Origin of the sequence: Lysobacter alkalisoli (genome assembly GCF_006547045.1) — a bacterium.
Taxonomy (GTDB): domain Bacteria; phylum Pseudomonadota; class Gammaproteobacteria; order Xanthomonadales; family Xanthomonadaceae; genus Marilutibacter; species Marilutibacter alkalisoli.
Genome location: NZ_CP041242.1, coordinates 3,206,036 through 3,232,103 on the forward strand (window position 1 = coordinate 3,206,036; position 26,068 = coordinate 3,232,103).

At 66.8% G+C, this 26,068-nt stretch carries 30 protein-coding genes and 1 tRNA gene; 6 read left to right on the plus strand and 25 right to left on the minus strand.

The window, feature by feature from the left end:
• Positions 1-170 precede the first annotated feature (170 nt).
• The 6 genes from FKV23_RS14190 to birA all read right to left on the minus strand — a co-directional run bounded on the left by FKV23_RS14190 (position 171) and on the right by birA (position 3,964).
• Positions 171-323 (minus strand): entericidin A/B family lipoprotein, encoded by a 153-nt coding sequence (locus FKV23_RS14190; RefSeq protein ID WP_141624442.1) that lies wholly within the window; start codon positions 321-323, stop codon positions 171-173.
• Positions 324-480: 157 nt separating this feature from the next.
• Positions 481-1,404: an arginase gene (rocF, locus tag FKV23_RS14195; RefSeq protein ID WP_141624443.1), complete on the minus strand. Its 924-nt coding sequence runs from the start codon at positions 1,402-1,404 to the stop codon at positions 481-483.
• A 25-nt stretch (positions 1,405-1,429) separates the two neighbouring features.
• Positions 1,430-1,505, minus strand: a tRNA-Thr gene (locus tag FKV23_RS14200).
• A gap of 33 nt (positions 1,506-1,538) precedes the next feature.
• A complete protein-coding gene (locus FKV23_RS14205) occupies positions 1,539-2,183 on the minus strand; it encodes a hypothetical protein (RefSeq protein WP_141624444.1) in 645 nt (214 codons plus the stop codon).
• A gap of 9 nt (positions 2,184-2,192) precedes the next feature.
• On the minus strand, positions 2,193-2,954 hold the full coding sequence (locus FKV23_RS14210) for a type III pantothenate kinase (RefSeq protein ID WP_141624445.1): 762 nt from the start codon (positions 2,952-2,954) through the stop codon (positions 2,193-2,195).
• Positions 2,951-3,964 (minus strand): bifunctional biotin--[acetyl-CoA-carboxylase] ligase/biotin operon repressor BirA, encoded by a 1,014-nt coding sequence (gene birA / locus FKV23_RS14215; RefSeq protein ID WP_141624446.1) that lies wholly within the window; start codon positions 3,962-3,964, stop codon positions 2,951-2,953. The genes FKV23_RS14210 and birA overlap by 4 nt, the downstream gene beginning before the upstream one ends.
• Before the next feature lie 194 nt (positions 3,965-4,158).
• On the opposite strand from birA, the gene FKV23_RS14220 reads away from it, so the two are divergent.
• Both FKV23_RS14220 and FKV23_RS14225 read left to right on the plus strand, forming a co-directional pair.
• Positions 4,159-4,443 (plus strand): hypothetical protein, encoded by a 285-nt coding sequence (locus FKV23_RS14220; RefSeq protein WP_141624447.1) that lies wholly within the window; start codon positions 4,159-4,161, stop codon positions 4,441-4,443.
• 106 nt (positions 4,444-4,549) lie between these two features.
• The gene (locus FKV23_RS14225; protein WP_407067628.1) at positions 4,550-5,212 is read left to right on the plus strand and encodes a M90 family metallopeptidase; all 663 of its coding nucleotides are present in this window, start codon (positions 4,550-4,552) and stop codon (positions 5,210-5,212) included.
• Between the two features lie 216 nt (positions 5,213-5,428).
• On the opposite strand, the gene FKV23_RS14230 is transcribed toward FKV23_RS14225, so the two are convergent.
• The 9 genes from FKV23_RS14230 to FKV23_RS14270 all read right to left on the minus strand — a co-directional run bounded on the left by FKV23_RS14230 (position 5,429) and on the right by FKV23_RS14270 (position 15,892).
• Positions 5,429-6,799, minus strand: a complete 1,371-nt coding sequence (locus FKV23_RS14230) for an ATP-binding protein (RefSeq protein ID WP_141625219.1) — start codon at positions 6,797-6,799, stop codon at positions 5,429-5,431.
• A gap of 448 nt (positions 6,800-7,247) precedes the next feature.
• On the minus strand, positions 7,248-7,931 hold the full coding sequence (locus FKV23_RS14235) for a response regulator transcription factor (RefSeq protein WP_141624448.1): 684 nt from the start codon (positions 7,929-7,931) through the stop codon (positions 7,248-7,250).
• Between the two features lie 78 nt (positions 7,932-8,009).
• On the minus strand, positions 8,010-8,381 hold the full coding sequence (locus tag FKV23_RS17570) for a PepSY domain-containing protein (RefSeq protein WP_244244017.1): 372 nt from the start codon (positions 8,379-8,381) through the stop codon (positions 8,010-8,012).
• Between the two features lie 244 nt (positions 8,382-8,625).
• Positions 8,626-9,558 carry an arginine deiminase-related protein gene (locus FKV23_RS14245; protein WP_141624449.1) on the minus strand — a complete coding sequence of 311 codons (933 nt, stop codon included), beginning with the start codon at positions 9,556-9,558 and terminating at the stop codon, positions 8,626-8,628.
• 10 nt (positions 9,559-9,568) lie between these two features.
• Positions 9,569-10,621, minus strand: a complete 1,053-nt coding sequence (gene dusA, locus FKV23_RS14250; protein WP_141624450.1) for a tRNA dihydrouridine(20/20a) synthase DusA — start codon at positions 10,619-10,621, stop codon at positions 9,569-9,571.
• Positions 10,622-11,065: 444 nt separating this feature from the next.
• Complete coding sequence (locus FKV23_RS14255) at positions 11,066-12,694, minus strand: diguanylate cyclase domain-containing protein (protein ID WP_141624451.1); 1,629 nt, start codon at positions 12,692-12,694, stop codon at positions 11,066-11,068.
• A gap of 9 nt (positions 12,695-12,703) precedes the next feature.
• Positions 12,704-14,182 (minus strand): ATPase domain-containing protein, encoded by a 1,479-nt coding sequence (locus tag FKV23_RS14260; protein ID WP_141624452.1) that lies wholly within the window; start codon positions 14,180-14,182, stop codon positions 12,704-12,706.
• Positions 14,179-14,598, minus strand: coding sequence for a hypothetical protein (locus FKV23_RS14265; RefSeq protein WP_208543174.1), 420 nt, complete (start codon positions 14,596-14,598; stop codon positions 14,179-14,181). Before FKV23_RS14265 ends, FKV23_RS14260 begins: the two co-directional genes overlap by 4 nt.
• Before the next feature lie 490 nt (positions 14,599-15,088).
• Positions 15,089-15,892: a cytochrome c oxidase assembly protein gene (locus FKV23_RS14270; RefSeq protein WP_407067683.1), complete on the minus strand. Its 804-nt coding sequence runs from the start codon at positions 15,890-15,892 to the stop codon at positions 15,089-15,091.
• A 111-nt stretch (positions 15,893-16,003) separates the two neighbouring features.
• Between FKV23_RS14270 and FKV23_RS14275 the strand changes: the two genes are divergently transcribed.
• Positions 16,004-16,495: a CopD family protein gene (locus FKV23_RS14275; protein ID WP_141624454.1), complete on the plus strand. Its 492-nt coding sequence runs from the start codon at positions 16,004-16,006 to the stop codon at positions 16,493-16,495.
• Here FKV23_RS14275 and FKV23_RS14280 read toward each other — a convergent pair.
• From FKV23_RS14280 to coxB, 4 genes are read right to left on the minus strand one after another with little or no spacing between them, the layout of a single operon-like run.
• Positions 16,465-16,986, minus strand: a complete 522-nt coding sequence (locus tag FKV23_RS14280) for a DUF2231 domain-containing protein (protein ID WP_141624455.1) — start codon at positions 16,984-16,986, stop codon at positions 16,465-16,467. The two genes, FKV23_RS14275 and FKV23_RS14280, sit on opposite strands and share 31 nt — an antisense overlap.
• A gap of 10 nt (positions 16,987-16,996) precedes the next feature.
• Positions 16,997-17,323: a hypothetical protein gene (locus FKV23_RS14285; protein ID WP_141624456.1), complete on the minus strand. Its 327-nt coding sequence runs from the start codon at positions 17,321-17,323 to the stop codon at positions 16,997-16,999.
• Positions 17,324-17,331: 8 nt separating this feature from the next.
• Positions 17,332-19,854: a cytochrome c oxidase subunit I gene (gene ctaD / locus FKV23_RS14290; RefSeq protein ID WP_141624457.1), complete on the minus strand. Its 2,523-nt coding sequence runs from the start codon at positions 19,852-19,854 to the stop codon at positions 17,332-17,334.
• Positions 19,851-20,522: a cytochrome c oxidase subunit II gene (gene coxB / locus FKV23_RS14295; protein WP_141624458.1), complete on the minus strand. Its 672-nt coding sequence runs from the start codon at positions 20,520-20,522 to the stop codon at positions 19,851-19,853. Before coxB ends, ctaD begins: the two co-directional genes overlap by 4 nt.
• A 499-nt stretch (positions 20,523-21,021) precedes the next feature.
• Between coxB and FKV23_RS14300 the strand changes: the two genes are divergently transcribed.
• The 3 genes from FKV23_RS14300 (at position 21,022) to FKV23_RS14310 (ending at position 22,374) form a co-directional block, all read left to right on the plus strand.
• Entirely contained in the window at positions 21,022-21,210 is a 189-nt protein-coding gene (locus FKV23_RS14300; protein ID WP_141624459.1) for a TVP38/TMEM64 family protein, read from the plus strand.
• A gap of 133 nt (positions 21,211-21,343) precedes the next feature.
• Positions 21,344-21,532 carry a hypothetical protein gene (locus tag FKV23_RS14305; protein WP_141624460.1) on the plus strand — a complete coding sequence of 63 codons (189 nt, stop codon included), beginning with the start codon at positions 21,344-21,346 and terminating at the stop codon, positions 21,530-21,532.
• Positions 21,533-21,558: 26 nt separating this feature from the next.
• Complete coding sequence (locus tag FKV23_RS14310; RefSeq protein WP_141624461.1) at positions 21,559-22,374, plus strand: C40 family peptidase; 816 nt, start codon at positions 21,559-21,561, stop codon at positions 22,372-22,374.
• 161 nt (positions 22,375-22,535) lie between these two features.
• On the opposite strand, the gene FKV23_RS14315 is transcribed toward FKV23_RS14310, so the two are convergent.
• From FKV23_RS14315 to FKV23_RS14340, 6 genes are all read right to left on the minus strand, one after another.
• Positions 22,536-23,171 carry a hypothetical protein gene (locus tag FKV23_RS14315; RefSeq protein ID WP_141624462.1) on the minus strand — a complete coding sequence of 212 codons (636 nt, stop codon included), beginning with the start codon at positions 23,169-23,171 and terminating at the stop codon, positions 22,536-22,538.
• 44 nt (positions 23,172-23,215) lie between these two features.
• Complete coding sequence (locus FKV23_RS14320) at positions 23,216-23,662, minus strand: hypothetical protein (protein WP_244244018.1); 447 nt, start codon at positions 23,660-23,662, stop codon at positions 23,216-23,218.
• A 142-nt stretch (positions 23,663-23,804) separates the two neighbouring features.
• Positions 23,805-24,317 (minus strand): hypothetical protein, encoded by a 513-nt coding sequence (locus FKV23_RS14325; RefSeq protein ID WP_141624463.1) that lies wholly within the window; start codon positions 24,315-24,317, stop codon positions 23,805-23,807.
• A 116-nt stretch (positions 24,318-24,433) separates the two neighbouring features.
• Complete coding sequence (locus FKV23_RS14330; protein ID WP_141624464.1) at positions 24,434-25,168, minus strand: HAD family hydrolase; 735 nt, start codon at positions 25,166-25,168, stop codon at positions 24,434-24,436.
• Between the two features lie 151 nt (positions 25,169-25,319).
• The gene (locus tag FKV23_RS14335) at positions 25,320-25,661 is read right to left on the minus strand and encodes an EF-hand domain-containing protein (protein ID WP_141624465.1); all 342 of its coding nucleotides are present in this window, start codon (positions 25,659-25,661) and stop codon (positions 25,320-25,322) included.
• A gap of 196 nt (positions 25,662-25,857) precedes the next feature.
• Positions 25,858-26,064, minus strand: coding sequence for a hypothetical protein (locus FKV23_RS14340; RefSeq protein ID WP_141624466.1), 207 nt, complete (start codon positions 26,062-26,064; stop codon positions 25,858-25,860).
• Positions 26,065-26,068 lie beyond the last annotated feature (4 nt).

Consider the following 26,068-nt stretch of genomic DNA (forward strand, 5'->3'; position numbering starts at 1 on the left):
GTCGGTATTGCGTTATCCCGCCGTAGAAGATGGTGAACCACAGAGAAACACCCCCTGCACTCGCAGGTTCATGGCGCCCTGAACAGCCGGACAAAAATGGAAAAGGCCGGATAACCGGCCTTTCCCCACTTTCTGATGTCGGCAGATGCAGCATCGCCGCACCGCCGGATTCAGCACTTGCCGTCCTTGCAGTCTTCGGCCTTGTCCTCGACTTTCTCGCCGACAGCCTGCACGTCCCTGCCGGCACCTGCCATCGTGTTGCAGGCGCTCAGCGTGGTCACCGAGAACGCCGCCAACAGCATCAATACGACCAGAGCTTTCATCTCACACTCCTTCATCGCGGTAGCTGGGGAACTTCGGACATGCAGCGGCATGTCGCGCGTCACCATCCCACAGCAGACCCCATGCAAACAGCGTGAAAACCGCGATAGACGGTCAGCCGGGCGACAGCTTTGGCCGCCGCTGTTCAGGTCGGCGCACTCAATCGCGCATCAGCGTCGACTTGCCGAACAGGCTTTCGACCAGGTCGACGGCGAGCTTGCCGGTGCGGTTGCGCTTGTCGAGCAGCGGGTTCAGTTCGACGATGTCCAGCGAGGCCATCAGGCCGGTGTCGGCGATCATCTCCATCACCAGCTGCGCCTCGCGGTAGTTCGGCCCGCCCGGCACGGTGGTGCCGACGCCCGGGGCGATGCTCGGGTCGAGGAAATCGACGTCGAAGCTGACATGCAGATGGGTGTCGGCGTCGAGCCCGTCCAGCGCCTCGGCCATCGCCCGTTTCATCCCGACTTCGTCGATGTAGCGCATGTCGTAGATGTCGAGGCCGTGCTCCTTGACCAGCCGCTTCTCGCCCTGGTCGACCGAACGGATGCCGATCTGGCGGATCACATCCGGAGTGATCGCCGGGCCTTCGCCATCGAGGTGGGTCAGCGTACGCGGGCCGATCCCGCACAGGCAGGCCACCGGCATGCCATGAATATTGCCGGACGGGGTCACGTTGCTGGTGTTGAAGTCGGCGTGGGCGTCGAGCCAGATCACGCGCAGCTTCTTGCCGGTCTCACGGCAGTGGCGCGCGACCGCAGTGATCGAACCCAGGCCAAGGCAATGGTCGCCGCCAAGCAGGATCGGCATGCGCCCATCGCGCAGTTCGGCCCGCACCGCGTCCATCACCAGCCGGTTCCAGGTCGCGACCTCGTTGAGATGGCGGTAGCCGTCGACCGGCGGCTGCCAGGGATTGCGCGGGCCGTCGAGGTTGCCGCGATCGACCACGTCGACACCGCGCGCGACCAGCGCCTCGCCAAGCCCGGCGATGCGCAGCGCCTCGGGGCCCAGCCGCGCGCCCTGGTGCCCGGCACCGATGTCGGTCGGGGCTCCGATCAGGGAAACAGACGGGTACTGGCGACTCATCCGACGCGCTCCTTTTGCGATTCGATGGTGCCGGCTGTCAGATTCGAACTGACGACCTACCGCTTACAAGGCGGTTGCTCTACCAACTGAGCTAAGCCGGCATGACTGTCCATTCTAACCGATGGAGCCAGGCGCTACGGCTGCGGTTCGCACTCCAGTTCCTCGTGTCCGGGCGCACGGGCTGCGCTGCGGGCCTGCTCCGGGTCGAAGCGCGGTCCGGCCTCGACGTCGAACCAGACCCGCGGGGTGCCGCTGCCGATCGGCGCGGCACGGGCGGTGAAACCGCTCCCGGCCAGTGTCTCGACACGGCGGCGGGCGGCCTCCTCGGTACCGTAGCGGCCCAGCGCGATCGAGTTGGCTTCCACCCCGTCGCGGACCACGAACATGTCGCCGACCCCGGCCTCCGACAGTGCGCGCGCGGCCGCCTGCACCGCGTCGGGACCATCGAATGGCGGCATGTAGACCCGCCAGCCGCGGATCTCGCCATCGCCCTGCTGACGCGGCACGATGCGCTCGACCAGCGGCCCCAGCGCCGATCGTGCAACCGCGGCGGTGTCGTTGTCGAACGGGCCGAAGCTGAAGCAACGCAATGGCGCGTCGGCGTTTTCCTCCGCGACCGGGAGTTCGCCGGGTGCGACTTCGCTGACCAGTTGCAGCCGCGCGACCCCCAACGGCAGCGGCTCGGATGCGGCCGGCGCGGGATCGGAGCGGAAGATCCACCACGCGGCAACACCCAGGTTGAGGACGGCAAGGAAGACGATCAGGGCACGGATCAGCATGCGGCGATTCTACTGGGCATGCCGCGAATGAGCATGCTCGACGCCGGCCCAGCACCCCAGCCCTTGCAGCACCAGCCCGGGCTCCCAGCGTGCCGCCGGCAGCATCGCGCGCAGGCGCTCTCCGCCGCCGCCATGCAGGTACAGCGTTGGCATTTCGCCAAGCAGATGCGTGGCCTCGGCCAGGCTGCGCCCGACCAACGCCAATGCAGCGCCATCGCAACCCGAAGCCAGCGCATCCTCGGTGTCGTCGGCGAATTCGCGATAGCGTCCGCCTTCGGCCGGCAGCTGCGAGGCGCGCGCATGCAGCGCCTCGCGCATCAACTCCGGCGACGGCGCGATGCGGCCGCCGCGATGCAGTCCCTCGCCGTCGAGCAGGTCGATTGTCAGCGCGGTGCCGACGCCGCAACACAGCGCCGGGCCGCCGCGTGCGTGCAGCGCGACCAGGGCCAGGAAGCGGTCGACGCCGAGCTTCTCCGGTCGTTCGTAGGCGATCCGCAAGCCACCGAACCGGCGCTGGGTGCACGCCCGCGAGATCCGCCCGCAACGCCGCGTGAGCGCATCGATCACCGCCGTGGTCAGCGACGGCGAAGCGACGCTGGCCAGGTACGCGACTTCGATCCGCGCCGGCAACGCGACCTCCATCGCCGCGGCGACATCCTCGGCACTCGCGGCCTGGTGCGGAAGCGCCAACACCTCGCCGACCGTACCGTCATCGTGCAGCCGCGCGCACTTGAGCCGGGTATTGCCGAGATCGAACAACCAGACGCTCATGCCGATGCTCCTGCGGTTGCGCGGCGGACGCTGACCTCGCCCGAATGCACGCTGCGGGTTTCCCCACCGGCCAGCCTCACCCGCAACGCGCCGTCGCCCGCAAGGCCGAGCACGACCGCTTCACGCTCGCCGGTTTCCGAATGCAGGATCACCGCGCGACCGGTCAGCACGTCGAGCGCTGCGTAACGGTCGAGGAAAGGGGCCAGACCGTCGGCGTCGAACGTGTCCAGCGCCGGCAGCCAGTGCGCGAGCACCGTCGCGGCAAGGCGGTTGCGGTCGCAGGCCGGACCGGCATCGAGCCCGGCAAGGTCGCACCACGGCTGGTCGATACACGGCGCGACCGCATCCCCCGCCGGCATGCGCACGTTCAATCCAAGTCCAATTACCGCATGCGCCGGGCCACCGTGCTCGCCGCCCCCCTCCACCAGCAACCCGCCCAGCTTGCGCAACACGCCGTCGGTCTCGACCACGATGTCGTTGGGCCACTTCAGCCGCGCCTGCTCCACACCCAGCGCATGCAGGGCCTCGACGGTGGCGACACCGGCCACCAGGCTCAGGCCGCCGAGCCGGGCCAGGCCGGCCTCGAAACGCCGGGCCAGCGACAGGTACAGGTGCGCCGCCAGCGGCGACACCCAGTCCCGGCCACGACGGCCGCGACCGCCGGTCTGGCGTTCGGCCAGCAGGGCCACGGCACCGCCTTCCAGTCCGGCCGCACCGCGGCGCAGCAGCTCGCTGTTGGTCGAGTCGATGCTCCAGGCCACTTCCAGCGCCTGTAGCCGGGCGCGCACGGCCGGGTCGATACCGGCCTCGATCGCATCGGCATCAAGCAGATCCAGCGGTGTTGCCAGCGAATAGCCACGCCCCGGACGCGCCAGCACCGGCACCCCGGCCTCGCGCAGCGCCTGCACCCGCTTCCACACCGCCGCCCGGGTCTGGCCGGATTCGCGCGCCAGGGCGTCCCCGGACACGGGGCCGGCGCTCAGGCGCTGCAGCAGGGCGCGTTCATCCACGGACCAGCCTCCCACGCAGGTTGTCGCCGGTTGCCGGCACAGCTATGAAAGATGCACGGAGAGGGGCGGCGCTTCTCATCGGCGGCATTATGCGCGACGGCCACCGTTGCCGCAGCGCAACAAAACATCCGTCACGAAATCACGCTATATTCGGCGTTTGCCGGAATCCGCCCGGCCTGTGGCAAGGACCCACCATGCACCGGATCTGCCATTGCCTGACCGTCCTCGTTTTCGTCGCCGCGACCGCCGCGGCGCCGGTGCTTGCGCGCGATATCCAGCACAGCGGCCCGAACAGCGGCAGTTGCCCGGAAACGTCCCGGCTGGCCCAGGACAAGTCGGAGCCGACCCCGGACACGACCCCTGCCACGGTGCCGGAACGGGAGACCCGGGCCCGGCCCAGCGTGCACGGTGACGCACCCTCGAACGGGCGCCCGTCGCCGCGGCGCTGGCACAGCTTCCTGCCCGGCATGGTGCGCTGAGCCCACCGCAAGAGGCGTACTTGCTCGGTCTGTTCAAACGGCTGCGCCGCCCCCCCGGGCCCTGCCGCCCGATCTGTGGCGGGATGCATGCCACGGCCTGCCGTGGGTGCTCGCGCTGGACGAGACGCGCCAACAGCGCCTGGCGGCCTTGGTCTCGCGCTTTCTGCACGAGAAGACCATCACTCCGCTCGGCGACCTGACGCTGGACGAGACCGCACGCTGCCAACTCGCCGCACTGTGCTGTCTGCCACTGATCGAATTCGGCGCCGAGGGCCTGCATGGCTGGAGCCAGCTGATCGTCTACCCCGACGCGTTCCGGGTGAAACGCAACCATATGGACGCTGCCGGCGTACTGCACGAATGGCATGACGAACTGATCGGCGAAGCCTGGGAACAGGGTCCGCTGATCCTGTCCTGGGCCGACGTGCAGGCCGATTGCGCCGACCCGCGTGCCGGCTTCTGCGTGGCCGCGCACGAGATGGCGCACAAGCTCGACGTGCTCGACGGCCTGCTCGACGGCACCCCGCCGCTGCCGCGGCCGTGGCAACGCGAATGGGCGCGCGACTTCCAGACCGCCTTCGACGCCCTGACCGCCGCGGTCGATGCCGGCGAAGAGATCGCGATCGACCCGTATGCTGCTGAGTGCCCCGAGGAATTCTTCGCGGTGGCTACCGAATACCACTTCAGCGACCCGGCGCTGCTGCGCGTGGAAATGCCAGCGGTGGCGAAGCATCTGCAGCGACTGTACGGGCCGCCACCGTTTGCCTGACTCTTCGCAACTCCTGTCGTGTCGCGCACAACACGGAATCAGCTTTCCCGCCAACTTGCCCAGACGCATCCGGGCAGGGCTTTGCAGGACCTTCCGAAACATGGATGTTTCGGATGAGCCTCCAAGGATGGATTTACGGCGTGTCCTGCAAAGCCCTGCCCGGATGCGTCCTCCGCAAACTTTCAAAGCAGATTCCGCGTTGCGCGCGACACGCCACTACAACCCCGGCGGCAGCCTCACCTCGAACCGCGCCCCGCCCAACTCCTCCGAGCGCGACACCTCCAGCGTGCCGCGGTAGCTGCGCACCACGTCCTGCACCGTGGCCAGGCCGATGCCATGGCCCTGCACACGCTCATCGCCGCGCACCCCGCGCTGCAGGACGCGCTCGATCTTGTCCCCGGGAATGCCGGAACCATCATCGTCGACCGCCAGCAACAGGCCGGGGCGCCGGCTTGGTTCCGTTTCGCCCGGCTTGACCGTCAACAACACCCGCGAAGACGCCCACTTGAACGCATTCTCCAGCAGGTTGCCGAGCACCTCCTGCAGGTCGCCCGGCTCGCCGTAGAACGCGATGCCGGGATCGAGGTCGAACTCGCAGAACACACCCTTGGACGCGTAGATCTTCTCCAGGCTGCGCACGATCTGATCGGCATACGGCTCGATCTCCACCGGTGCGGCGAACAGCACATGGCCCGAGCGCGCGGCACGGCCGAGCTGGTAGGACACCAGATCGCTCATGCGCCGGACCTGGATATCGATCTCCTCGCGCAGCTCCTCGGCCGGGGCCTCCTCGGCAATGCGCGCGCGCAACACCGCCAGCGGCGTCTTCAGGCTGTGGGCGAGGTCGGCCATGGTGTTGCGCTGGCGCTCGAGGTTTTCGCGCTCGCTCTCGATGAAGGCGTTGATGCTCTCGGTCAGCGGTTCCAGTTCGCGCGGATGACGCCCGCTCATGCGCGAAAGCAGGCCACGCTGCACGCGCTTGAGCTCGTCGACCACGCGCTTGAGCGGACGCAGGCTCCAGCGCAGGATCAGCCCCTGCAGCAGCAACAGGATCAGGCCTGCGCCGCCGAGGTAACGCCACAGCGCCTCGCGGAACACAGCGACCTGGCGGCCGAGCTGGGTCGTGGTCTCGAGGATGTAGATGGTGTACGGAATCTCCTCGCCCACCTGCCCTACGTCATGGATCACACCGTAGCCGTAGCGATAGACCTCGCCGATACTGCCGTCCAGTTCGGTCACCGAAAGTCTCTTGTCGAAACTCTCCCCGCCCGGCTCGAGCATTTCGCCCGGCGGCAACTCGGGACCGACGGCCGAGGCCGAGTCCCAGCGCGAATGCTGCAACACCACTTCCGCGTACAGGCCGCTGCCAGGCATGTCGAAGCGCGGGTCGACCGCGTCGTAGGGCGGGATGTACTCGCCGTTGCGGGCGAACTCGCCCTTGCCGGCATAAGCCAGCGCATACCCCTTCAGGCGCTCGCGCAGGTTGCTCTCGGCGGTCTCAAGGAAGGCGCGGTCAAGCGCGTAGCCGGCCAGCGCCAGGAACGCGAGCAGGCCCAGGCTGGCCGCCAGCAGCTGGCGCGCCTGCAACGACCTCGGCTGCCCCCAGCTCACGGGATTCCCCCGCCAGACGACAACTTCAGGGTCGCTATCGAGAGGAACACCTCCGGAAGGAGTCGCCGCCCTGAGGAAAGAAGACGATTCTTTTCCCGATTGCGGGGGTGTTCGTAGGGAAGTCGGGGGTTGCGGAGAGTGGGCCAGGAGGGTCGACGCCCCGCCTTTGAAGCATGGAACGCCGATCGGCGGGCGGCGGCTGCATCCGAAGTCGCTTCCCCGCCAATCGGAGAAGAATCGAAAAAACAGCCATTGGAAACAAGGTTTGGCATACGGCGACAGCTTACCGGCGCGGCGGCCCGGCTTGCACCGGAAGGGGAATCGCACGGCGGAGTGCGTCGTGGAAATGAAAAGGCGCGGACAAGGGCCGAAACCCTGTCCGCGCCCATCGGCAGTGGTCCGTCAAAGGAAGAGCCGGGGATCGCTACTCCCCGCTGCGCGGGATTGCGAAGCGGTAGCCGCGGCCACGCACGGTCTCGATCGGCTTGAGCGCGCTCTCCGGATCGAGCTTCTTGCGCAGGCGGCCGATGAAGACCTCCAGCACGTTGGAGTCGCGATCGAAGTCCTGCTGGTAGATGTGCTCGGTCAGGTCGGCCTTCGAGACCAGTTCGCCGGCATGCATCATCAGGTATTCGAGCACCTTGTACTCGTAGCTGGTCAGGTCGACGTTCTGGCCTTCGACGCTGACCGTCTGCGCGGCCAGGTCCAAGGTCACCGGCCCGCATTCCAGGGTCGGCTTGCTCCAGCCGGCGGCGCGGCGCACCAACGCGTTGATGCGCGCCAGCAACTCCTCGACGTGGAATGGTTTCACCAGGTAGTCGTCGGCGCCATGCTTGAGCCCCTCGACCTTGTCCTGCCAGCTCGAACGCGCGGTCAGGATCAGGATCGGGAACTTCTTGCCCTCGTCGCGCAACGCCTTGATCAGCTCCATGCCCGACATCTTGGGCAGGCCGAGATCGATGATGCCGAGGTCGAATGGCACCTCGCGGCCCATGTACAGCCCTTCCTCGCCGTCCTGGGCGGCATCGACCGCGTAGCCGTCACGCTTGAGGCGGGCGGCCAGGGTTTCGCGCAGGGGGGCTTCGTCTTCTACAAGCAGGATTCGCATGGGAACTCCATTCGGGGAACTCCGTGGGTGGAAGGACCGCAACAAGCCGGTCCGGGCGCTGCCTACACCTTAGTCGCTTCAGTCGTCGTCATCACGTGTACGACGCGGATCAGGGCGGCTGGGCAGCTGGCGCGGCTGGCGCGTGGAGCTCGGGTCGTCCATGAATACACGAACGCGTCCCTGTTGATCGACGACCTTGACACGGCTGACGTCGCGGCCGTCGAACGGCACGCGCTCAGCGCTCAGGACCCGGCCACCGGTACGCCGTTCGACCCGGCGCACGGCATCGCTCAGGGCACGCTGGTCGTCGCCACGGCTGTGGCGGACCTGCGGCGATTCCCGGCTCACCTTGTCCGGCGGGCCACCCTTCTGGGCCATGGCCTCACCCGCCACCACGGCAGCCGCGACCAGCAGAACCAGGGCAGTGGTACGAACGAGCAGGCTGGGCATGGGTCTCCGGTCGGATCGGAACAGGGGACAGCAGGCGGGCGGGAGCCGTTGTGCAGGGAGCGTCAAGATGACACCGCAGGGGCATTCTCTGAACAAGGCGGTGAATCCGGTCTGAACTTTTCCGCCCCCCGATGCGCCCCATTCAGCCATGTACCGGCGGCCGCCGCAAGCACCCATGGAAATCGCGTGCTGGCGCAGCAAGTCCTTGACCGGATTCACAAAATCCAGACCCGCTCTGAAAACATCAGTAGATTTCGCCGACACAGCAACGCAACGACCCGCCAGCGGCCTCGATCGTATCCAGCGCCACGGTCTCGATGCGGAACCCCGCCGCCTGCAGCCGCTCGTGCTGCGGCGAAACCAGCGCCTGCCCGGCCCGCGTACTCATCCATACGGTGTCGCCCAATGCGATCGCATTGCCGGCAAACGCCGCCCGCTCCGCTGCCGACAGCCGCACCGTGTGCGGTACGTACAACGAGGCGATCGCGTCGGCGGTGGCCGGATCGGCGAAACCGTCAGGGCACACCAGCAGCGCCCGTCCGGCCAGCACGGACAGGACGACATTGGCGTGATATTCGCCCGGGGCGAGATCGAACATCAGGGTCGCGCGCAGGCCGAAGGCGTCGTGCATGAGCCGGGCGCCTGCCTCGTCACAGCGCTCGGACAGGCCACAGAAGCCGAGCCCGCGGGCGCGGTCGATGACCAGCGAACCGGTCAGTTCGCACGGATGCAGCTGTCCGGACAGGTCGTGCAGACGGTAACCGAGCACGTCGGTGAAGAAGCCGCGGATGTCGTCGCGGATCGCCTCGCGCCGGCGTACCGGATGGCGCATGCGGCCGATGATCACCCGGCCCGCGCCGCCGCCGGCCGCATCCGGATGAGCGGTCGCGAACACGTTGTTCGGGAACACCGCATCCGGCGTGGCCGGGTCGCCGGCGAAGCAGATCGTCGGCAGGCAGCGCGACAGCGCGCGATGCAGCCCGCGGTGTTCGTCGAGCGCGCACGCCGGGTCGAAGGCCGGGGCGTCGGCCATGTAGATGTTGTCGCGCGCGGATTCGTCGGCGCGGGCGAAGCCGTCCGGCGAAACCAGGAACGCGGCGCGGGCAGTGGCGGGGCCGAAGTCCGGCGCGCTGCCGTGAGCGAAGCGCAGGAAGGCGTCGGTGTCGCGGGTGATCATGGGCCGTGGCTCAAGCCGGCTGGCGGTCGCTGTCGTGCGCCGTGGCGAACGACTCGGTGATCGCGATCGCCCGTTCGACCAGCGACCAGTCGGCACCGGGCTTGTGCGCGCCCTCGCTCAGCACCTGCCGGAACGCACGGCCGCCGCGCTCGTTGGCGAACAGGCCGAGCAGGTGGCGGGTGATGTGCTTTAGAAACACCCCACGCTCCAGTTGTGCCTCGACATAGGGCCGCAGCGCGCGCAGCAGCTCGGCGCGCGGCTTCACTTCACCCCCGAACCAGGCCACGTCGAGCCGGTGCAGCAGATACGGCGTGTGATAGGCGGCGCGACCCAGCATGGCGCCGTCGGCATGGTTCAAGTGCGCGGCCGCCTCGCCGGCATCGGCGATACCGCCGTTGACCACCACCTGCAGGTCCGGCCGCTCGCGCTTGAGCCGGTACGCCCAGTCGTAGCGCAGCGGCGGCACCTCTCGGTTCTCCTTCGGGCTCAAGCCCTGCAGCCAGGCATTGCGCGCGTGGACCACGAACATGCCGCAGCCGGCATCGGCGACGATGTCGATGAAGGCGCGGAAGCAGTCGTAGTCGTGGTCATCGTCGACCCCGAGCCGGCATTTCACCGTCACCGGAACATCCCGCCCCGAAGCCGTGCACGCCGCGACCATCGCCGCGACCGAATCGGCCACCAGCGCCGGCTCGCGCATCAGGCAGGCGCCGAAGCGCCCGGCCTGGACCCGGTCGGACGGACAACCGCAGTTGAGGTTGATCTCGTCATAGCCCCAGTCGGCACCGATCCGGGCCGCCTGCGCCAGCAACTCCGGCTCGCTGCCACCCAGTTGCAGCGCGACCGGATGCTCGGACGCATCCATGCCCAGCAGGCGCTCGCGATCGCCATGGATCACCGCGTTGGCGTGCACCATCTCCGTATACAGCCGCGCATGCGGCGCCAGCAGGCGATGGAAGACCCGGCAATGCGAGTCCGTCCAATCCATCATCGGGGCGACGGACAGGCGTAGCGCCGCGGGATCGATACGTGGACTGGCTGCAGGCTGGCTTGGGGAGGTCATGGTCGACACAACGGGATGACAGGGACCCGGAAGTCCACATTCTCCCCGGTTGCGCGCTGCGGGTCGAATCGGGCTGGAACATGAACTCGACCCATTTTTTCTGGTTCTTCTTCCATGTGAGGGGGGCTCGCCTTCAGCGAAGGCGTGGGCGCTGCCGCTTGCGTTCGATCGCCGGTTCTCGCTGCTACCTGGCTGTCTCGACGCGACCTGCCGGCCCTCCCCGGGATTCCATCTTTGGAACCACCGGTCATGTCCGAACGCCGGGGGCGAAGGCCCTTGGGTGCGAAATCAAGGAGGAGGCGCCGGCCCTGGCCGGTGCCGGGGGACATTCGCATCCAAGGGCCTTCGCCCCCGGCGCCCCGGTCATCCAACAGACCCGGCGCTTTCCCCTCGATTGGGCGAAAAACCTTTCTTCTCTGGGTGTGTTGTTCGCTTGCGGGCCCATCAACCCTGCGACGCGTTTCCCGACTTGCGTCCCGTCAATGGCAACGTAACCACGAATTTGCTGCCCAGGCCCGTACCCGGGCTACTCGCCACCACTTGACCGCCGTGTGCATCCACCAGCTCGCGTACCACCGTGAGCCCGATCCCCAGGCCAACACCATTGAAGCCAATAGCGTGTTTGTCCTGCACGAACGGCTCGAAGACCTCGGCCAAGGCCCCGGCGGTGATGCCGATGCCACTGTCGGACACGCTCATCACGACAGTATCGTCGGCGACGACGACCGAAAGCCCGACCTCCCCGCCATTGGGTGTGTACTTGGACGCGTTGTCGAGCAGGTTCCTCAGGACTTGCGCCAGGCGGACCGGATCCGCGTTCAGTTCGATGGCGCATGCAGGCACCTGGACGCTGAAGTGTTGCAGGCGCGTATCCATCGCAGGCCGGCAGGCAGCGACTGCTTCGTCGATGATGTCGGCGAGGTCAACCCTCCGGCATTCGATCCTGAGCTTGCCCGTGTTGACGCGGGACATGTCCACCAGGTCGCTTACGAGGCGGACCATGTGTTCGACCTCGTTCTCGATGATGGCTTGGTAGCGCGGTATTTCCTCCGGACGCGCCAAGCCCAGCATTTCGGCCGCGATGCGGATGGGCGTCAGCGGGTTGCGCAACTCGTGCGCAACCACGGCCAGGAACTCCTTCTGCTGCCGCTGCGCCCGCTCCGCAGCCGCCTGTAGTTCCTGCGCGTCCAGTGCGGCCAATACCAGCTCGCCATTGGCTTCGCGCAATTGCATGTAGTGCCGTTCGTATTCGCTCGACGCCTGTTCGTGGTGGATGAAGGGAGGTTGCAACGACGTCAGCGCTGGCGCCTGGCCTGCAGGCTCTTCTCCATGGAAAAGAGAACTGCCAAACCCCTGACGTTTGGCGCAGTACATGGCGGCGTCGGCACGCTCGATGAGCGTATGTGCGTCGTCGCCATCATCGGGATAGATGCAGATGCCGATGCTCGCAGTCAGGCGAAACACATGCTCGCCTACGCGACAGGGAGAACCCAGGGCCGCAATCAGCTTATTGGCGACCAGGACCGCATCGGACGGCTGGGATATCTCCGCGAGCAGGATCACGAACTCATCGCCACCGTAGCGGCTGATCGTATCCTCATCGCGGACAAGAGAAGCCAGACGATGTGCTGTCAGCCTGAGCACCTCATCGCCGATGGCATGGCCGAGTGTGTCGTTGATCTGCTTGAAGTTGTCGAGGTCCAGAAACAGGAGTGCCATCCGCGTGCCATGACGCTTGGCGAAAGCGATGGCACTTGCGAAGCGGTCGAGCAGCCGCGTGCGATTGGGTAAAGCCGTCAAGGCGTCGAACTCGACGGATCGCGCCAATTCGTCGACTGCCCGTGACGCGGCTTCGGCATCGCTCCTGGCACGCAGTGCGGCGAGCACCAACCGCTCGTTCGCCTCGATCAGTCGTGCCGACTGGTTGCCGTCCAGTCGGCTCTCCGCCTCGGCCACGTCCCGGTGCAACCGGGCCAACGTCACGCGTGCCTGCTCGGCCTGCTGTCGCAGTTGCGCGAGTTTGCGCTCGGCTTCCGTCAGGGCGCTGTCTTTGTCGCGAGGCGTCTTGGTCATGGCACAGGCTCAACTGCCGTCGGCGCCGCGGACTTGCTTCGTCGTCGGCCTGCCACCGAGCAGCCCCTCCTGATCGGCAAGTATTTCGCCAATGTGGATACCGTCGTCATCGATGCTGAACTCGCGCAACTCGTCCGAATGCGCGCTTGCACGCACCTTGACCACCGCCATCACGCGACGCAGCCGGCTGTCGACCTCGATATAACGCTGCACGATGATGGCGTCGGTCAGGAACGCGGTGCCATACGGGCTGAAGCGCAGATCGATGTAGCGGTCTTCCAGTTCGGATGTCATCAGCACGGTGACGCCGGCACCACTCAGGGCGGTGACCAGGCGCAGCAACGACTCGCGGAAGTCTTCCCGGAAGGTCGGTGCCAGGGCGAGCTCGAATGCCGACAGCGAGTCGATGACGACGCGGCTCGCATCGAGCCTGCGGATCTCGTTGAGCAGCAGTTGCACGATCTCGTCGATAGACAGGTCGGGTGCGCGGCTGTCCACCAGGCCCACGCGGCCGCTTTCGATCAGGTCCGTGAGCAGGCGGTTGCGCGACCGGTTTGGACGCTGCTCGAAGACCGCAATGACGCCGGTCTCGCCGCAACGCGCGCCCTCGGCGAGGAATGCGGCGGCGAGGATGCTCTTGCCGGATCCGGAAGGGCCGGCCACGAGCATCGAATAGCCGCACGGCAAACCGCCCCCCATCATGTCGTCCAGATGCGGCACGCCCATCAGCAGGCGTTTGCCGGCCGACCGCGGGTTCGCTTCGGCATGCGCCGCTAGCGCCACGCGCGCCGGCGCGAACACTTCGATGCCGGACGCCGTGATGCGGAACGTATGCAGTCCCGGCAGCGTCGGCTGGCCGCGCATCTTCATCACCTCCATCTTGCGCACCATGGAGTTGCGCTGGACGCTCTGGCGCAGCCAGATCAGACCATCGGCCACCGTCAGCACCGGATTGGCGTCGGCCTCGGTTTCGGTGAAGTATTCGCCGATCAGGAAGGTCGTGGCCTGCCAGCTGGTCATCAGCATGCCGAGTTGCTGGACGAACTGCTGCAGGTTGTTGTGCGGCTGGCCCTCGCCGCGACTCGCGTGCACCACGGAGCGGAACGAGTCGACGAACACCAGTGCCGGACGATGTGCTTCCACCTCGGCGACCATGCGTCGCAGGACCTGGTCCAGGTCGCCCGCCGAAGCGTCGTCGGACAAATTGATGAAGTGGATCGAGTGGTTGATCGCCTCGCTGTCGAAGAACTCGAACTGCTGCTGATAGCGCAACATCTTCAGGGGCGGCTCACCCAGCACTGTGAAATAGAGCGCCGGGCGCTCCTTCGTGGCCAGCGCAAACATCATCTGATGCGCCAGCGTGGTCTTGCCGCAACCGGGCGGCCCGGCGATGAGATTGAACGAGAATTCCGGCAGCCCCCCACTGAGTACTTCGTCCAGGCCAGGCACGCCGGTTGCCAGGCGGTTGATTGTCACTTTGGTGGTCATGACGAAGTGTCCTGCGCGGGCGGGCCGCTTGAAAAGGGGGCCCATACGGGACGAAGCAATCGCTCGGTGAGCGAGAGCCCGATGAGACTGGACAGCAGCTCGTGGAACGTCTGCAGAAATGCGCCGCCAGCGACGGCGGCATCGGTGCTGCTTTGCTGCGCAAAAACAGATCTCAGTGCCATCAGATCCATGGTGGCCTGGCTGTCTTCATGCATACCCGCCAGCCACGGATGGGCGTGGCCGGCGAGGTAGAGGCTGCGCTTGTAGAGCACGGCAACGCCCCGCTGGCCGATGATGGGGCTCAGGGCGGCATCGATGGCCTGCCATGTCGAGACCATCGTATCGGCAATCTGCCCGGCAGTCTCCGCCCTGCGCGCCAGGACAATTGCGATCCGTTGGCTTTCTTGGCTTTCCACTGGATCCGCCATTGGCCGTTGGCTACAGGTCTCTTGATGGTACGCCTTTGGGGGTTGTCCTGCCTCGGCACCACAAAGGCCCGGGATGCGCGCCAATGCCCGGGAGGTCTTGACTCGATCGGGAAGGCTCATGCTTGCGCGACCCGCGCACGTTCGGGACCGCGAGGTGGAAAGGCCCATTCCCACCACGTCCACATTGAGTCGTTGGCCAGCCCTCGAGCGACTTCCTTGCAACCTGGCACAGAACCACTGACCCAAGCATTTGTTTTAGCTGATTATTCTTGAGCACACGGTCCAATCCATCATCGGGGCGACGGACAGGCGCACCGAAGCCGGATCGGGCATCGGACCGGAGGACGAAGAGATGGGAGCGGTCATGGGCACGGCAGGGGGTGATGGGGCGGTCAGCACCTGAAGAGGGCGGCGACCAGCAGGTGGACCGGCCCTGGCCGGCGCAGCTCACGTGGCGACGGCAACGTATAGCGCCGCCTCAGTCGAGGCGCTTGCCCATCCTGCGGAGTTCGCGGGCCAGCAACCACAACGCGCCGGCAAGGTACGGCAGGCATGACGGTACCCACATGATCAGCCCCGCCAACTGCTGGTCGTCGAACGCAGCAATGCCCAGTTCCGTCGCGCGGTCGGCATAGACCGGGTACACGATGCGCTGCGAGAACGTCAGCAACGCCCCGAGGAACCCCATCTGCATCATCACCACGACGATGGCGATCGCGCCCGACAGCGCGCCCGCCACGTCGTCGCGAATGCGCTGCCACAGCAAGGCCCACAACCACAGGCCCGCCAGCAGGAAGCTGCCGTGCATCACCCAGTGCGCCGGTCCGCTGCGCATCACCAGCGCCAGCGCGGCAGGCGCATGCCAACCCCACATCACCGCAACATTGGCGAACGTGGCCAGCGCGAGCGTGCGCCCGAATCCGGGCGCCAATGGCAGCAATGCACGATGCAATGCCTTCGACCAACGCGGCGGCAGCGCGGCGGCCACCGCCGCCATCGGCCGGCCCGCCAGCAGCAACGGTGGCGCCAGCGCCAGCAGCAGCATGTGCTGACCCATGTGCGCGGACAACAACCATGCACCGTATGCATCGACCGGCCATACCATTGCCAGCGCCAGCACACCCATGCCTGCAAAGAACAGCGCCGCTTCGATCATCGCGATTCCGCGCCCCGGGTGCCCGTCGCGCCACAAGCGCCATAGCCCGGCCGCATACAGCATGGTCATCAGCAACAGCGCGGGAACGACCGGCGACAGCGACCAGGCGGTGGCCAACGTCGGCACCTCCCCGGAAAATTCGCCTGTCGCCCACGTGCGACCCGGCAAGATGGCCAGCATCGGGGCGACACGAGCCATCCGGCCCGGCGTCGTCCCCCTTCCCATGGAGCCTGCACGATGTACTTCTGGCTGAAGGTCGCGCACATCGCCAGCATGACGGTCTGGTTCACCGGGCTGTTCTTCCTGCCGCGGCTGTTCGTTGCGCGACACCTGCGCGAACGCGATGCGCGAGCCGGCTTCTTCAATCCGGTGGCGAACCACTTGTTCTTCCGCATCGCCACACCCGCGGGCGTGTTGACGATCGCATTCGGGATGGCGTTGATCCCGTGGGTACAGCCGGGCGGGTGGCTGGTGGCGAAACTGGCCGTGGTGACACTGGCTGTGCTGTTGCACCTGTACCTCGGCCTGCACCTGTATGCGTTGGGACATGGCCACGACAAGCACAGCGCGATGTTCTACCGGCTGCTCGGCTGGTTGCCGCTGCTGCTGTTGCTGGCCGCGGCCGCGCTGACCGGCGCCAAGCCGCGCAGCTTTGGCGAGGCACCGGCCCCGGGCGATGTGGCGATGGTCGGACATGCTCATTCGCCGGGCGCGTCGTCGACGCCGTAGTCCTTCGAGGCATGGTCGTACACGCCGATGCCGTGGCCGAAGGTCAGCGTGCCGCCCAGCCAGCCGACCACGATCACCATCAGCAGGCACAGCGACGATTGCACCACGGCCCAAGGCCAGATGGCGGCGGGATCGGCCGCGCGCAGCCACACCCCCAGCGCGGCCAGCGCCAGCAGCATGACCCCGGCGACGAAGTGGTTCCATACCGAGACATGCCGGCGTGCGACGCGGATCAGGAACATGTCCAGCATGCCGAACACCGCGGCGAACAGGCCACTGGCCAGCCCGATCAGGTTCAGCCACCACGACAGGCGCGCCCAGAACCCGTCACTTGTCCACTGGTAGACCAGGTCCGAGGGCAGGAGCAAGCTCAGGCACACGATCGGATAGACCACCAGGATCGGATGCAGCGGATGGCGCTTGAGCGCCACCCGGCTTTCCACCGTCGGGCTGCGCTTCTCCGGAACCGGCTGTTTCAGGCTCTTGCGCATCGCCACTCTCTCATTCGCATGGCGCCAGCAACACTACCGGCAACGCAGTGAACAGGATCGCCACGGCCGACAGCAGCGACAGCCATACCACCAGCCTCGCCGCGAACCGCGTCGCGCCTGGGTCGTCGGCTGCAGCGGCCAGCGCGCGCCGGCCAAGCGCACCGAGCCACGCCGTGGCGCCCCAGGCCAGCACGGTGAGCGCCAGCATGCCGACCACGCCACCGACCTGGTTCCAGCCGCGGGCGCAGACCAGACCCTGCAGGCTGTAGATCGCCACGAAATGCAGCGCCCACGGCAGCATTGGCGCGGCGATCCAGCCGAAGCGGCTCCGGCGCACCTCCGGCTTCATCCCTGCACCACCGGAAACAGATGCACCACGGCCCAGGCGATCGCTGCCTGCACCAGCGTGTAGCGCAGGAAAGCCAGGGCCACGCGCCATTCCAACGGACGTGCGCCATCGACATGGCCGCAGGCCACGCGTGCCAGCACGAAGCCGCAGATCAAGGCCGCAATCGCGACATGCACCACGGCGAACCCTGCCAATATCCAGACCACCGAGGCATAGGCATGCGCCTGCGGAACGGCGACAAGACCCGTCACCGCCGACGGGTAGACCAGCAGGTACGCGCAGGCCGTCGCGATGGCGAATGCCGCCAACGGCACATGCCGCGCACGGCGCCCGCCCAAAAACGCCCGGCCGGCGAAATGCGAGCACGCCCAGCACGCCGCGAGCAACGCCAGTGCGGCCAACGACCCCCATGTCAGCCGTGGATCGCCAGTGCCGGCGGGCGGCCACGCCCCGGCGCCGAGCCAAAGGTAGAAATACGCGAACACCAGCGATGCGAACAGGGAACCATCGATCAGCATCGTGATCACCACCGCCCACCAGCCGGGAGCGTTGCGGCTGGCCGATTGCGGCGGCAGCGAAAGTCCGCTCCCGGCATCGACCCGCAACGGAGCATGGCGGTGGCCCGTCGTCCACATCCATGCAAGGAACCCGCCCGCCAGCGGCAGCAGGCATGCCGCCGATAGCAGGTAGTACCCGGCGATGAAGAACGCCAACATCGAGGCGATCAGCATCGCGCAAACCAGCGGCCACCACGACGATGACGACAGGAACACCACCTGCTCCGGCTTCGCGGAGACCGGCCCGGTACCCAGCAGTTCGCGACGTCCGCTTCGCGGATCGCCAAGCAAACCACCCGTGTCGACCGTGCGCGCGGCAAGGTTGCGGTCGTGCCACAGCGGATACCGCGCGCCGACGACCGGGATCGACGCGAAGTTGTAGTTCGGGACCGGGCAAGGCACCGCCCATTCCAGCGTGCCGGCGCGCCACGGGTTGCCGCGTCCGCGTCGTCCATGCACGAAACACAACGCCGCATCGACCAAGATCGCGATGATCCCCACCGCCAGCACGAAGCCCGCCGCCGTCGACAGCAGGTTGAGCCACTGCACGCCCAATTCCTCCGGATAGGTGTAGGCGCGGCGCGGCATGCCCAGCAGCCCGGTCAGGTGCATCGGCAGGAAGGTCAGATTGAAGCCGATGAATACCAGCCAGAACGCGGTACGGCTGGTGCTTTCCGACGGCATCCGCCCGCTGGCCAGCGGCAGCCAGTAGTACAGCCCGGCGAACAACGGGAACATCATCCCGCCGATCAGCACGTAATGCAGGTGCGCAACGACGAAGTGGGTGTCGTGCGCCTGCCAGTCGAACGGCACGAAGGCCAGCATCACCCCGGTCAGCCCGCCGAGCACGAACACCACGAAGAAGCCGAAGATGTGCAGCATCGGCACCCGCAGCCACGGCCGCCCGGACCACAGCGTCGCGATCCACGCGAACACCTGGATCGCGGTCGGAATCGCCACCGCCATGCTCGCCGCGCTGAAGAAGGCCAGTGCCAGCAGCGGGATGCCCACTGCGAACATGTGGTGCACCCACAAGCCGAAGCTGAGGAAACCGGTGGCGACCAGGGCCAGCACGATCCACGTATAGCCGATGATCGGCCTGCGCGCGAAGGTCGGTACCACCATCGACACCACGCCCGCCGCCGGCAGGAAGATGATGTAGACCTCAGGGTGCCCGAACAACCAGAACAGGTGCTGCCACAACAGCGGATCGCCACCGAGCGCCGGGTCGAAGAACACGAAACCGAAGGCGCGCTGGATCTCCAGCAGGATGCTGGCCAGGATCAGCGGGGGAAAGCCGAACGCGATCATGAACGCAGTCACCAGGATCGCCCAGGCGAACAGCGGCATCCGCCGGATGTCCATGCCCGGCGCGCGCGTCACCAGCACCGCGACGATCAGTTCGACCGCCGCAGTCACCGCCGCGATCTCGGCAAATGTCACGCCGATCAGCCAGAAGTCGGGCCCCTTGCCCGGCGAGAACGTGGCATCGGTCAACGGCACGTACATGAACCAGCCGCCGTCGGGCGCGGCATCGAACAGCAGGCTGGAATACAGGAACAGGCCGCCGAACAGGTAGCACCACCAACCGAACGCGCTCATCCGCGGGAACGGCAGGTCGCGCGCACCGATCATCTTCGGCAGCAGGTACATCGCGAAGCCTTCCATGATCGGCACCGCGAACAGGAACATCATCGTCGTGCCGTGCAGGGTCACGAACTGGTTGAAGCGCTGCGGATCCAGCACCTCGGCGTCGAACCACGCCAGCTGCAGACGAATGAACATCGCCAGCAATCCGCCGACCAGCAGGAACGCGAAGCCGGCGGCGATGAAGCGCAGGCCGACGGTGCCGTGGTTGACCGCCCGCAGCTGACCGACGAGTCCAGGCTCGTTGCACCAGATGCGATCGAGTTCCGCCAACCGGCGCGCGTTCTCCTTCGCGTCGATGACAACCGGATTCATTGCGCGTTCCCGTCCGCCGCCACGCCGGCATTGGCCCGCAGCCACGCCGGCAACTCATCGGGGTCCAGCACCACCACGTCGAATGCCATCGTTGCGTGGTCCAGCCCGCAGAACTCGGCACACTGCCCGCGCATCGGCCCGGGCTGGTCGGCGCGCAGCCGGATCACGTTCTCGCGGCCCGGGATCGCGTCCATCTTTCCGCCCAGTCGTGGAATCCAGAAGCTGTGGATCACGTCCCTGCTGCCGACGCGGAATTCCACCATCTGTCCAGACGGCAGCACCAGGCGGTCGAAGGTCGACGCGATCGTGGCACCGTCGCCGTCGAGATAATCGAACTGCCATTGCCATTGCCGCGCGGTCACGCGCACCACCAGGTCGACATCGCTGCCGCGGCCAGTGACGCGGTCGCTGGTGCGCGTGCCGTAGACCAGCAATGCCGCCAGCAGCACCGTCGGCACCAGGACGCCACCGATCACGATCAGCTTCCTGCCCGCAACCGGTGCCATGCCGCGTCCGCGCCGCATCGCCAGCAACAACAACCCCATCACGATCGTCCACACCGCCGTGGCCGTGCCGAACATCAGCCACCATGTGGTAGCTATGGCGGACGCGGCCGGCCCTGCCGGGTCCAGCGCGGACTGCGGTCCCGCGCACGCGGACAGGAGCATCGCGGCGATCGCGATGCAGGCTTTCCCGCCCCAGTTCCCGCATGGAACGACGATGGTTCACCCTCCTGCTGCGCCAGCCATGTGGGCCGCACGCCACCGGCATGCATGAAAGCGCAGTCTGTACAGGCGGTCGTGAAGTCGGCGCGATTCCACTGCGTGCCGATGGCAGCCGTTGGGTGCTCAGCACCGATGATGCCGCGGCCGCGATGTGCGCCAAGGTATCGACGAGGCGTTGTCGACCTTCATGCGAGAGGACGCGGACGACTGAATGTGCGACTTGAGGGGCTGGTGCCTTCGGTATCCGCTGCGTTGTGGATGCGGATCATCCGGAGTATGTTGCTGGGCAATGCCCCATGGCCCCTCTCGCGAGGCTTGGCGACGCTGATGGCGCGCCAGGCGGAACTCTCGGCGTGGACCTCGGCTCACCCATGGCAGGCGGCAGCGGTCTTCTTCACGGTCATATGTTGCGGCGGCCGCGCTATCGATACCGGACGCTGCAGTGCTGACGCTGGCCGCCGGCGCGATCTTCGGCCTCGGCCGCGGCATGCTGATCGTATCGTTCGCCAGTTCGATCAGAGCCACTCTGGCGACGCTGGTCGCGCGATACCTGCTGCGCGAACCGCTGAAGAACCGCTACGGCGAGTGCCTGCGCAGCAACGCAACTGGCGCGCATCGAATCGCCGGGTGACGTGCTCTGAATCGCCGTCGCCAGCGCTGCTACGGCCGCACTGCCGGCCAGGGTTCGAGCTGGGTACGGCGCCGGAAGCCAGCCCTCGGGCAGGGTCTGCGGCAACGCGGCGCATGAGATCTGCCCCGTCTGGATGGGCACCCCGGTCAGGGCATACTGGGGCTGCCGCGACCCTTCGGCGACGCCCGGTGGCGGATCCGCGGTCGCGGCGGCCTTCGCGCGCACGGCCGACCTGCTGGAACGACGGCTGCAACGCCTGCTCGCCCTGACCCTGGCGACGATGGAACCGGCCACGCTGGCCAGGGAATTGAACGCGATCTAAGACGCGATACCGGAATGAGGTGACGCATGGTCTCCCCGATCGACGCATCGTTGGCCTGGCTGGGACGCGGGCTGGCCCGGTTCCTGGCCCAGCGCGTGCAGACCCATGGCGTGGCGCCGGAAACACCGCGGGATTTGCTGCTGGCCGCCCTGCGTCCCGGCGACGTGCTTCTCGTCGAAGGCCACAGCCGGATCAGCACCGCCATCAAGTACCTGACCCAGTCCACCTGGTCCCATGCCACGCTCTATGTCGGCGGCTACCTGCAAGCGGCGCACGGCAATTCCGCGCATTGTTTCGTCGAGGCCGACATCGTGGATGGCGTGCGCAGCGTCGGTCCCGAGGAGTACGCCGGGCACCACACCCGAATCTGCCGGCCGGTGGGGCTGGGCGACGACGCCAGGCGCGCGGTCTGCGCCTACGTCATCGAGCGCATCGGCGCGCACTACGACCTGCGCAACGTCGTCGACCTGGCCCGCTACCTGCTGCCCACGCCGCCGGTGCCGACCCGGCTCCGTCGACGGATGCTGGCATTCGGCAGCGGCGACCCTACCCGCGCCATCTGTTCGACGCTGATCGCGCAGGCGTTTCATTCCATCCGCTATCCGATCCTTCCGCTCGCGATCCGACGGGACCGGGCGACGCCCGATTGCCCGGACTGCTTCGACGAGGTGCTGCATATCCGCCACCACAGCCTGTTCGCGCCGCGGGACTTCGACGTCTCCCCCTACTTCCGGATCATCAAGCCGACGCTCGATCAGGGTTTCGATCACAGGTCAGTGCAATGGAGCGACGACTGTTTCGCTGCCCAGGAGGAAGCCCCGACGAATCGTTCGACCAGATGACGCCAGTGCTTGGCATCTGCTGCGCGATCAGGGCCGTCTGCTGACGCTGCGACGGCCATGAGCGGGTTGCGGCCAGCGGATCAGGATGCGGCAGCGGTTCCAGCGGCGGATACGACAACGGCGGCCGTAGCCGCCGTTGTCGATCGTTGCCGGTGCCAGTATCAGTCGCGTTCCTTGCCTTTGCCTTTGCCCTTTCCTTTGTCGTTACCTGGTCGGCCGTTGTTGCCCCGGTCCGCTGGCGGTCCCTTGGCGGCATTGCCCGACTTGCCTGCCGCGTCCCTGCCCTGCGCGCCCCTGCCGCGACCGGGGAAATCGCGCTCCAGTTCGGCGTCGAGGGTGATCCCGCGACCCCAGCGGTCATAGCTGGGCACGAACCCCTTCTTCAGGCGATGGAATTCCGGCGAACCGGGCTTGATGCCCAGATCCTTGGCGACCACGCCCCAGCCCCTGCCATGGTCGCGCTCCCAGATGTCGGCCACGTAGCGGCACGGGCGGCCGATGATCGAGGCGATTGTGCAGGCCATGTAGACGTCGCCCGGCGCCCAGCGGCGCGTGCCCAGCAGTTCGCTGACCAGGTCGCGCGGCGCGCCGTGGTAGCGCACCATCTCGTCGACGAACGGCTCGCGGTAGCGGCTGCCGTAACGGTTCATGTCATCCAGCCAGTTGTCGACCCAGACATCGCCGGAACGCGGGTTCCAGCCGAAGGTGAAGTCCTGGGCCGCGGCAATGCCGGGCAGCATGGCCAGGCCGGCGGCCAGCATGGCCGTGAAGGCGAATCTGCGGGTGGGGGCAAGCATCGTCGTGGCTCCTCTTGTGTATCGCGTGCTTCGGGCCGGACGGATCAGCGCGAAATCTCGAACTTGCCGAATGCCACGCCAAGATCCCAACCCTTGCCGGTACCGGCCAGGGCCAGCGAAACCTCGCCCTTGGTCACCACCTGCGCCTTGCTCGACTTGACCGCGCCGGCATGCGCCTCGGCGCTGACATAACTGCCAAGCAGTTCGCTGATGTTGTTGACGGCGGAAAACTCGCCGACTCCGTTCTCGATGGTCGACTTGCCAAAACTCAGGCCGCCACCCTTGGTCCTGATCCGGACGGTCATGCTCTGGCCATTGCTGCAGCTGATGGTGCCGGTGCCGGAGGCGGTCTTGTAGAACACCGACCAGCCGGACAGGTTGAACCTCAGCTTGCAGTCGATATCGCGGGCCTGTACCGGGGCCAGCGAACTGCCAGCCAGCAGAAGCGCGCCAAACAGCAGCGACACGGGGGTCATCGACAGGCGTTTCATGGTCACCTCCAGAAGGTGGGCGCGGCAAAGAGACTAGCAGGTCGGCGACAAGACGCCGTCACGCCGGCACGACGGAATGCAGCGGTCGGGCCGATGGGGCGGTGGCCCCTGCTTTGAACCGGACGTCAAGGCTGGACGCGACTCAGCCGCCCCAGCCACGGCGACCGTCGCGACGATCATCGCGACGACGGCCATCCCAGCGGCGATCGCTGTCACGGCGATCGTAACGGCGGTCGTAGCGGCGGTCATCCCGGCGCGGGTCGTAGTAGCTCACCTTGCAACGGCCCTTCCTGTCGCAATTGTCGCCCTTGTACTTCATCTTGCCCGGGGCGGTGCCGTAATAGCCGTGGGCGACGCCATAGGGCGGACCGCTGCGGTAATGGCGGCTGCCGTGATGGCGGGTGTAGTACGAACGCGGCACATGGCGGTAGTAGTTCGGACGGCCGCGATAGTCGCGGACCACCACGATGCGGTCATATGGACCGTAGTTGCCGTGGCGATAATAGGGATTCCCACGGTGGTAGATGATGTCGGCGACGTCGACGATGATCCGGACCAGGTCGTCGCTGGCACGAGCCGGCGCCGGCATCAGCGCGGCCATGCCCAGGCCCAGGGCAACGGCGACAGGGGCGATCCAGCGGGTCAGTGCAGCCATGGGTGGACTCCGGGTACGGGTGGATGTGGCTACACCCTGCCCCTGCCCTCGTGAACCGGTTTTTAACCCAGCCAGTTGGCCGCACCACGCCGGGACAGCCGTTCAGGTTTCTCCCCTCACAGCGTTCCGGCTCCACTTTCCAGGGCTTCGGTGGCAATGGCCTGCACTGCCACCGGCAGCTCGTCGGCACGGCCGACAACCCGCAGCCGCGGGGCATCGACTGCCACCGTCGCCTCGGCCTCGTGGGCCCAGGTCAGGTGGTAGGGCACGTGCACGCCCCAGCCACCAAGCTCGAGTACCGGCGCGATGTCCGAGCGCAGCGAATTGCCGATCATCACGAACTGCTCCGCCGGCAGCCCGAACTCTTCCAGCAGCCGCGTATAGGTCGACGGGTCCTTCTCGCTGACGATCTCGATACGGCGGAACAGATCGGCCAGGCCGCACTGCTTCACCTTCGCTTCCTGATGGAACAGGTCGCCCTTGGTGATCAGCACGATGTCATGTTCGGCGGCAATCGCCTCGACCGCCTCGGGAACATGGGGCAACAGCTCGACCGGATGGGCGAGCAGCTCCTTGCCGAGACCGACGATGCGGTGCAGGTGGGTGGCACTGATCCGCGACGAGGTGATCTCGACCGCAGCCTCGATCATCGACAGCACCATGCCCTTCACGCCATAGCCGAACAGGGCGATGTTGTTCTTCTCGATCGCGTACAGGCGCGCACGCACGTCGTCGAGTTCGACGTAGGTCGCGATGATGCGTTCGAATTCCTTCTGCGCGGCGTCGAAGTAGTCCTCGCTGCGCCACAGGGTGTCGTCGGCATCGAAGCCGACCATGCGGATTCCGGTCATGGCGCAAAGTATGGGCCGGCCAGCGCGCGGAATGAAGTACAGGATGAAGGGCGGCCCGGTCCCGGACCGCCCTTCGCCACCGGATTCCGCACGACGCGGCTTGCCGGTGGCCGGGGGGAGGAAGGAAATGTGCGGTACGGAGTCCGCTTCCTCAGTAGTTGTCGTCTTCCTGCACGTCGCTCTGGGACTGCGCGACGAAGTTGCGGTACTCCTCAGGAGTCAGCATGCCGTCTCCGTCGGCATCGGCCTGGTCGAATACCTGGGCCAGGGCCGGCGCGGCGGCGGCCTCTTCCCTGTTGATCGAGCCGTCCTGATCGAGATCGAGTTCGGCCCAGCTCTTCTGTGCCGGCTCCGCGGCGTTCATGGTCGCCGACTCGGCTTGATCCTGGCCGGTGGTCTCGTCCTGATACTCCTGCGCGAACGCCATCGGCGCGGCAAGTGCGACGGAAAGGGCCAAGGCAACAGCGATGGGCTTGCGGTTGTTGTGAGTCATGTCGACTTCTCCTGGAGAATGTCTGCAAGTGGATGTGCGTGCGACCGTGAAACTGTCGAGATGCGCTGATCGCACGGGGCCTACCCTGCATCGCTGCCAATGAACCCTCGCTCCCCCCCGGACCGCGTTCCAACAAGCAGTTAACCCGCTTCATCTCCATCCGCGCTATTCGCGCCAGCAGACGTGACACAGGTCGTCATGCGACGTGATAACGACCGCGTTTCGCGCACGGTTTCCGGGTGCGGGCGAATGAACACAACACAACCTTTACGAACAGGCCGGGGAATATCCGCGCCAATGCTGCGCTGCCGAACGCTGCGGACGAGAACAGACCGATACCTCCGGCATGGGTGAAGCGCGGGACGATGGATGCGAGAATCGACCATTGGACCTGTTCGTCCATCCCG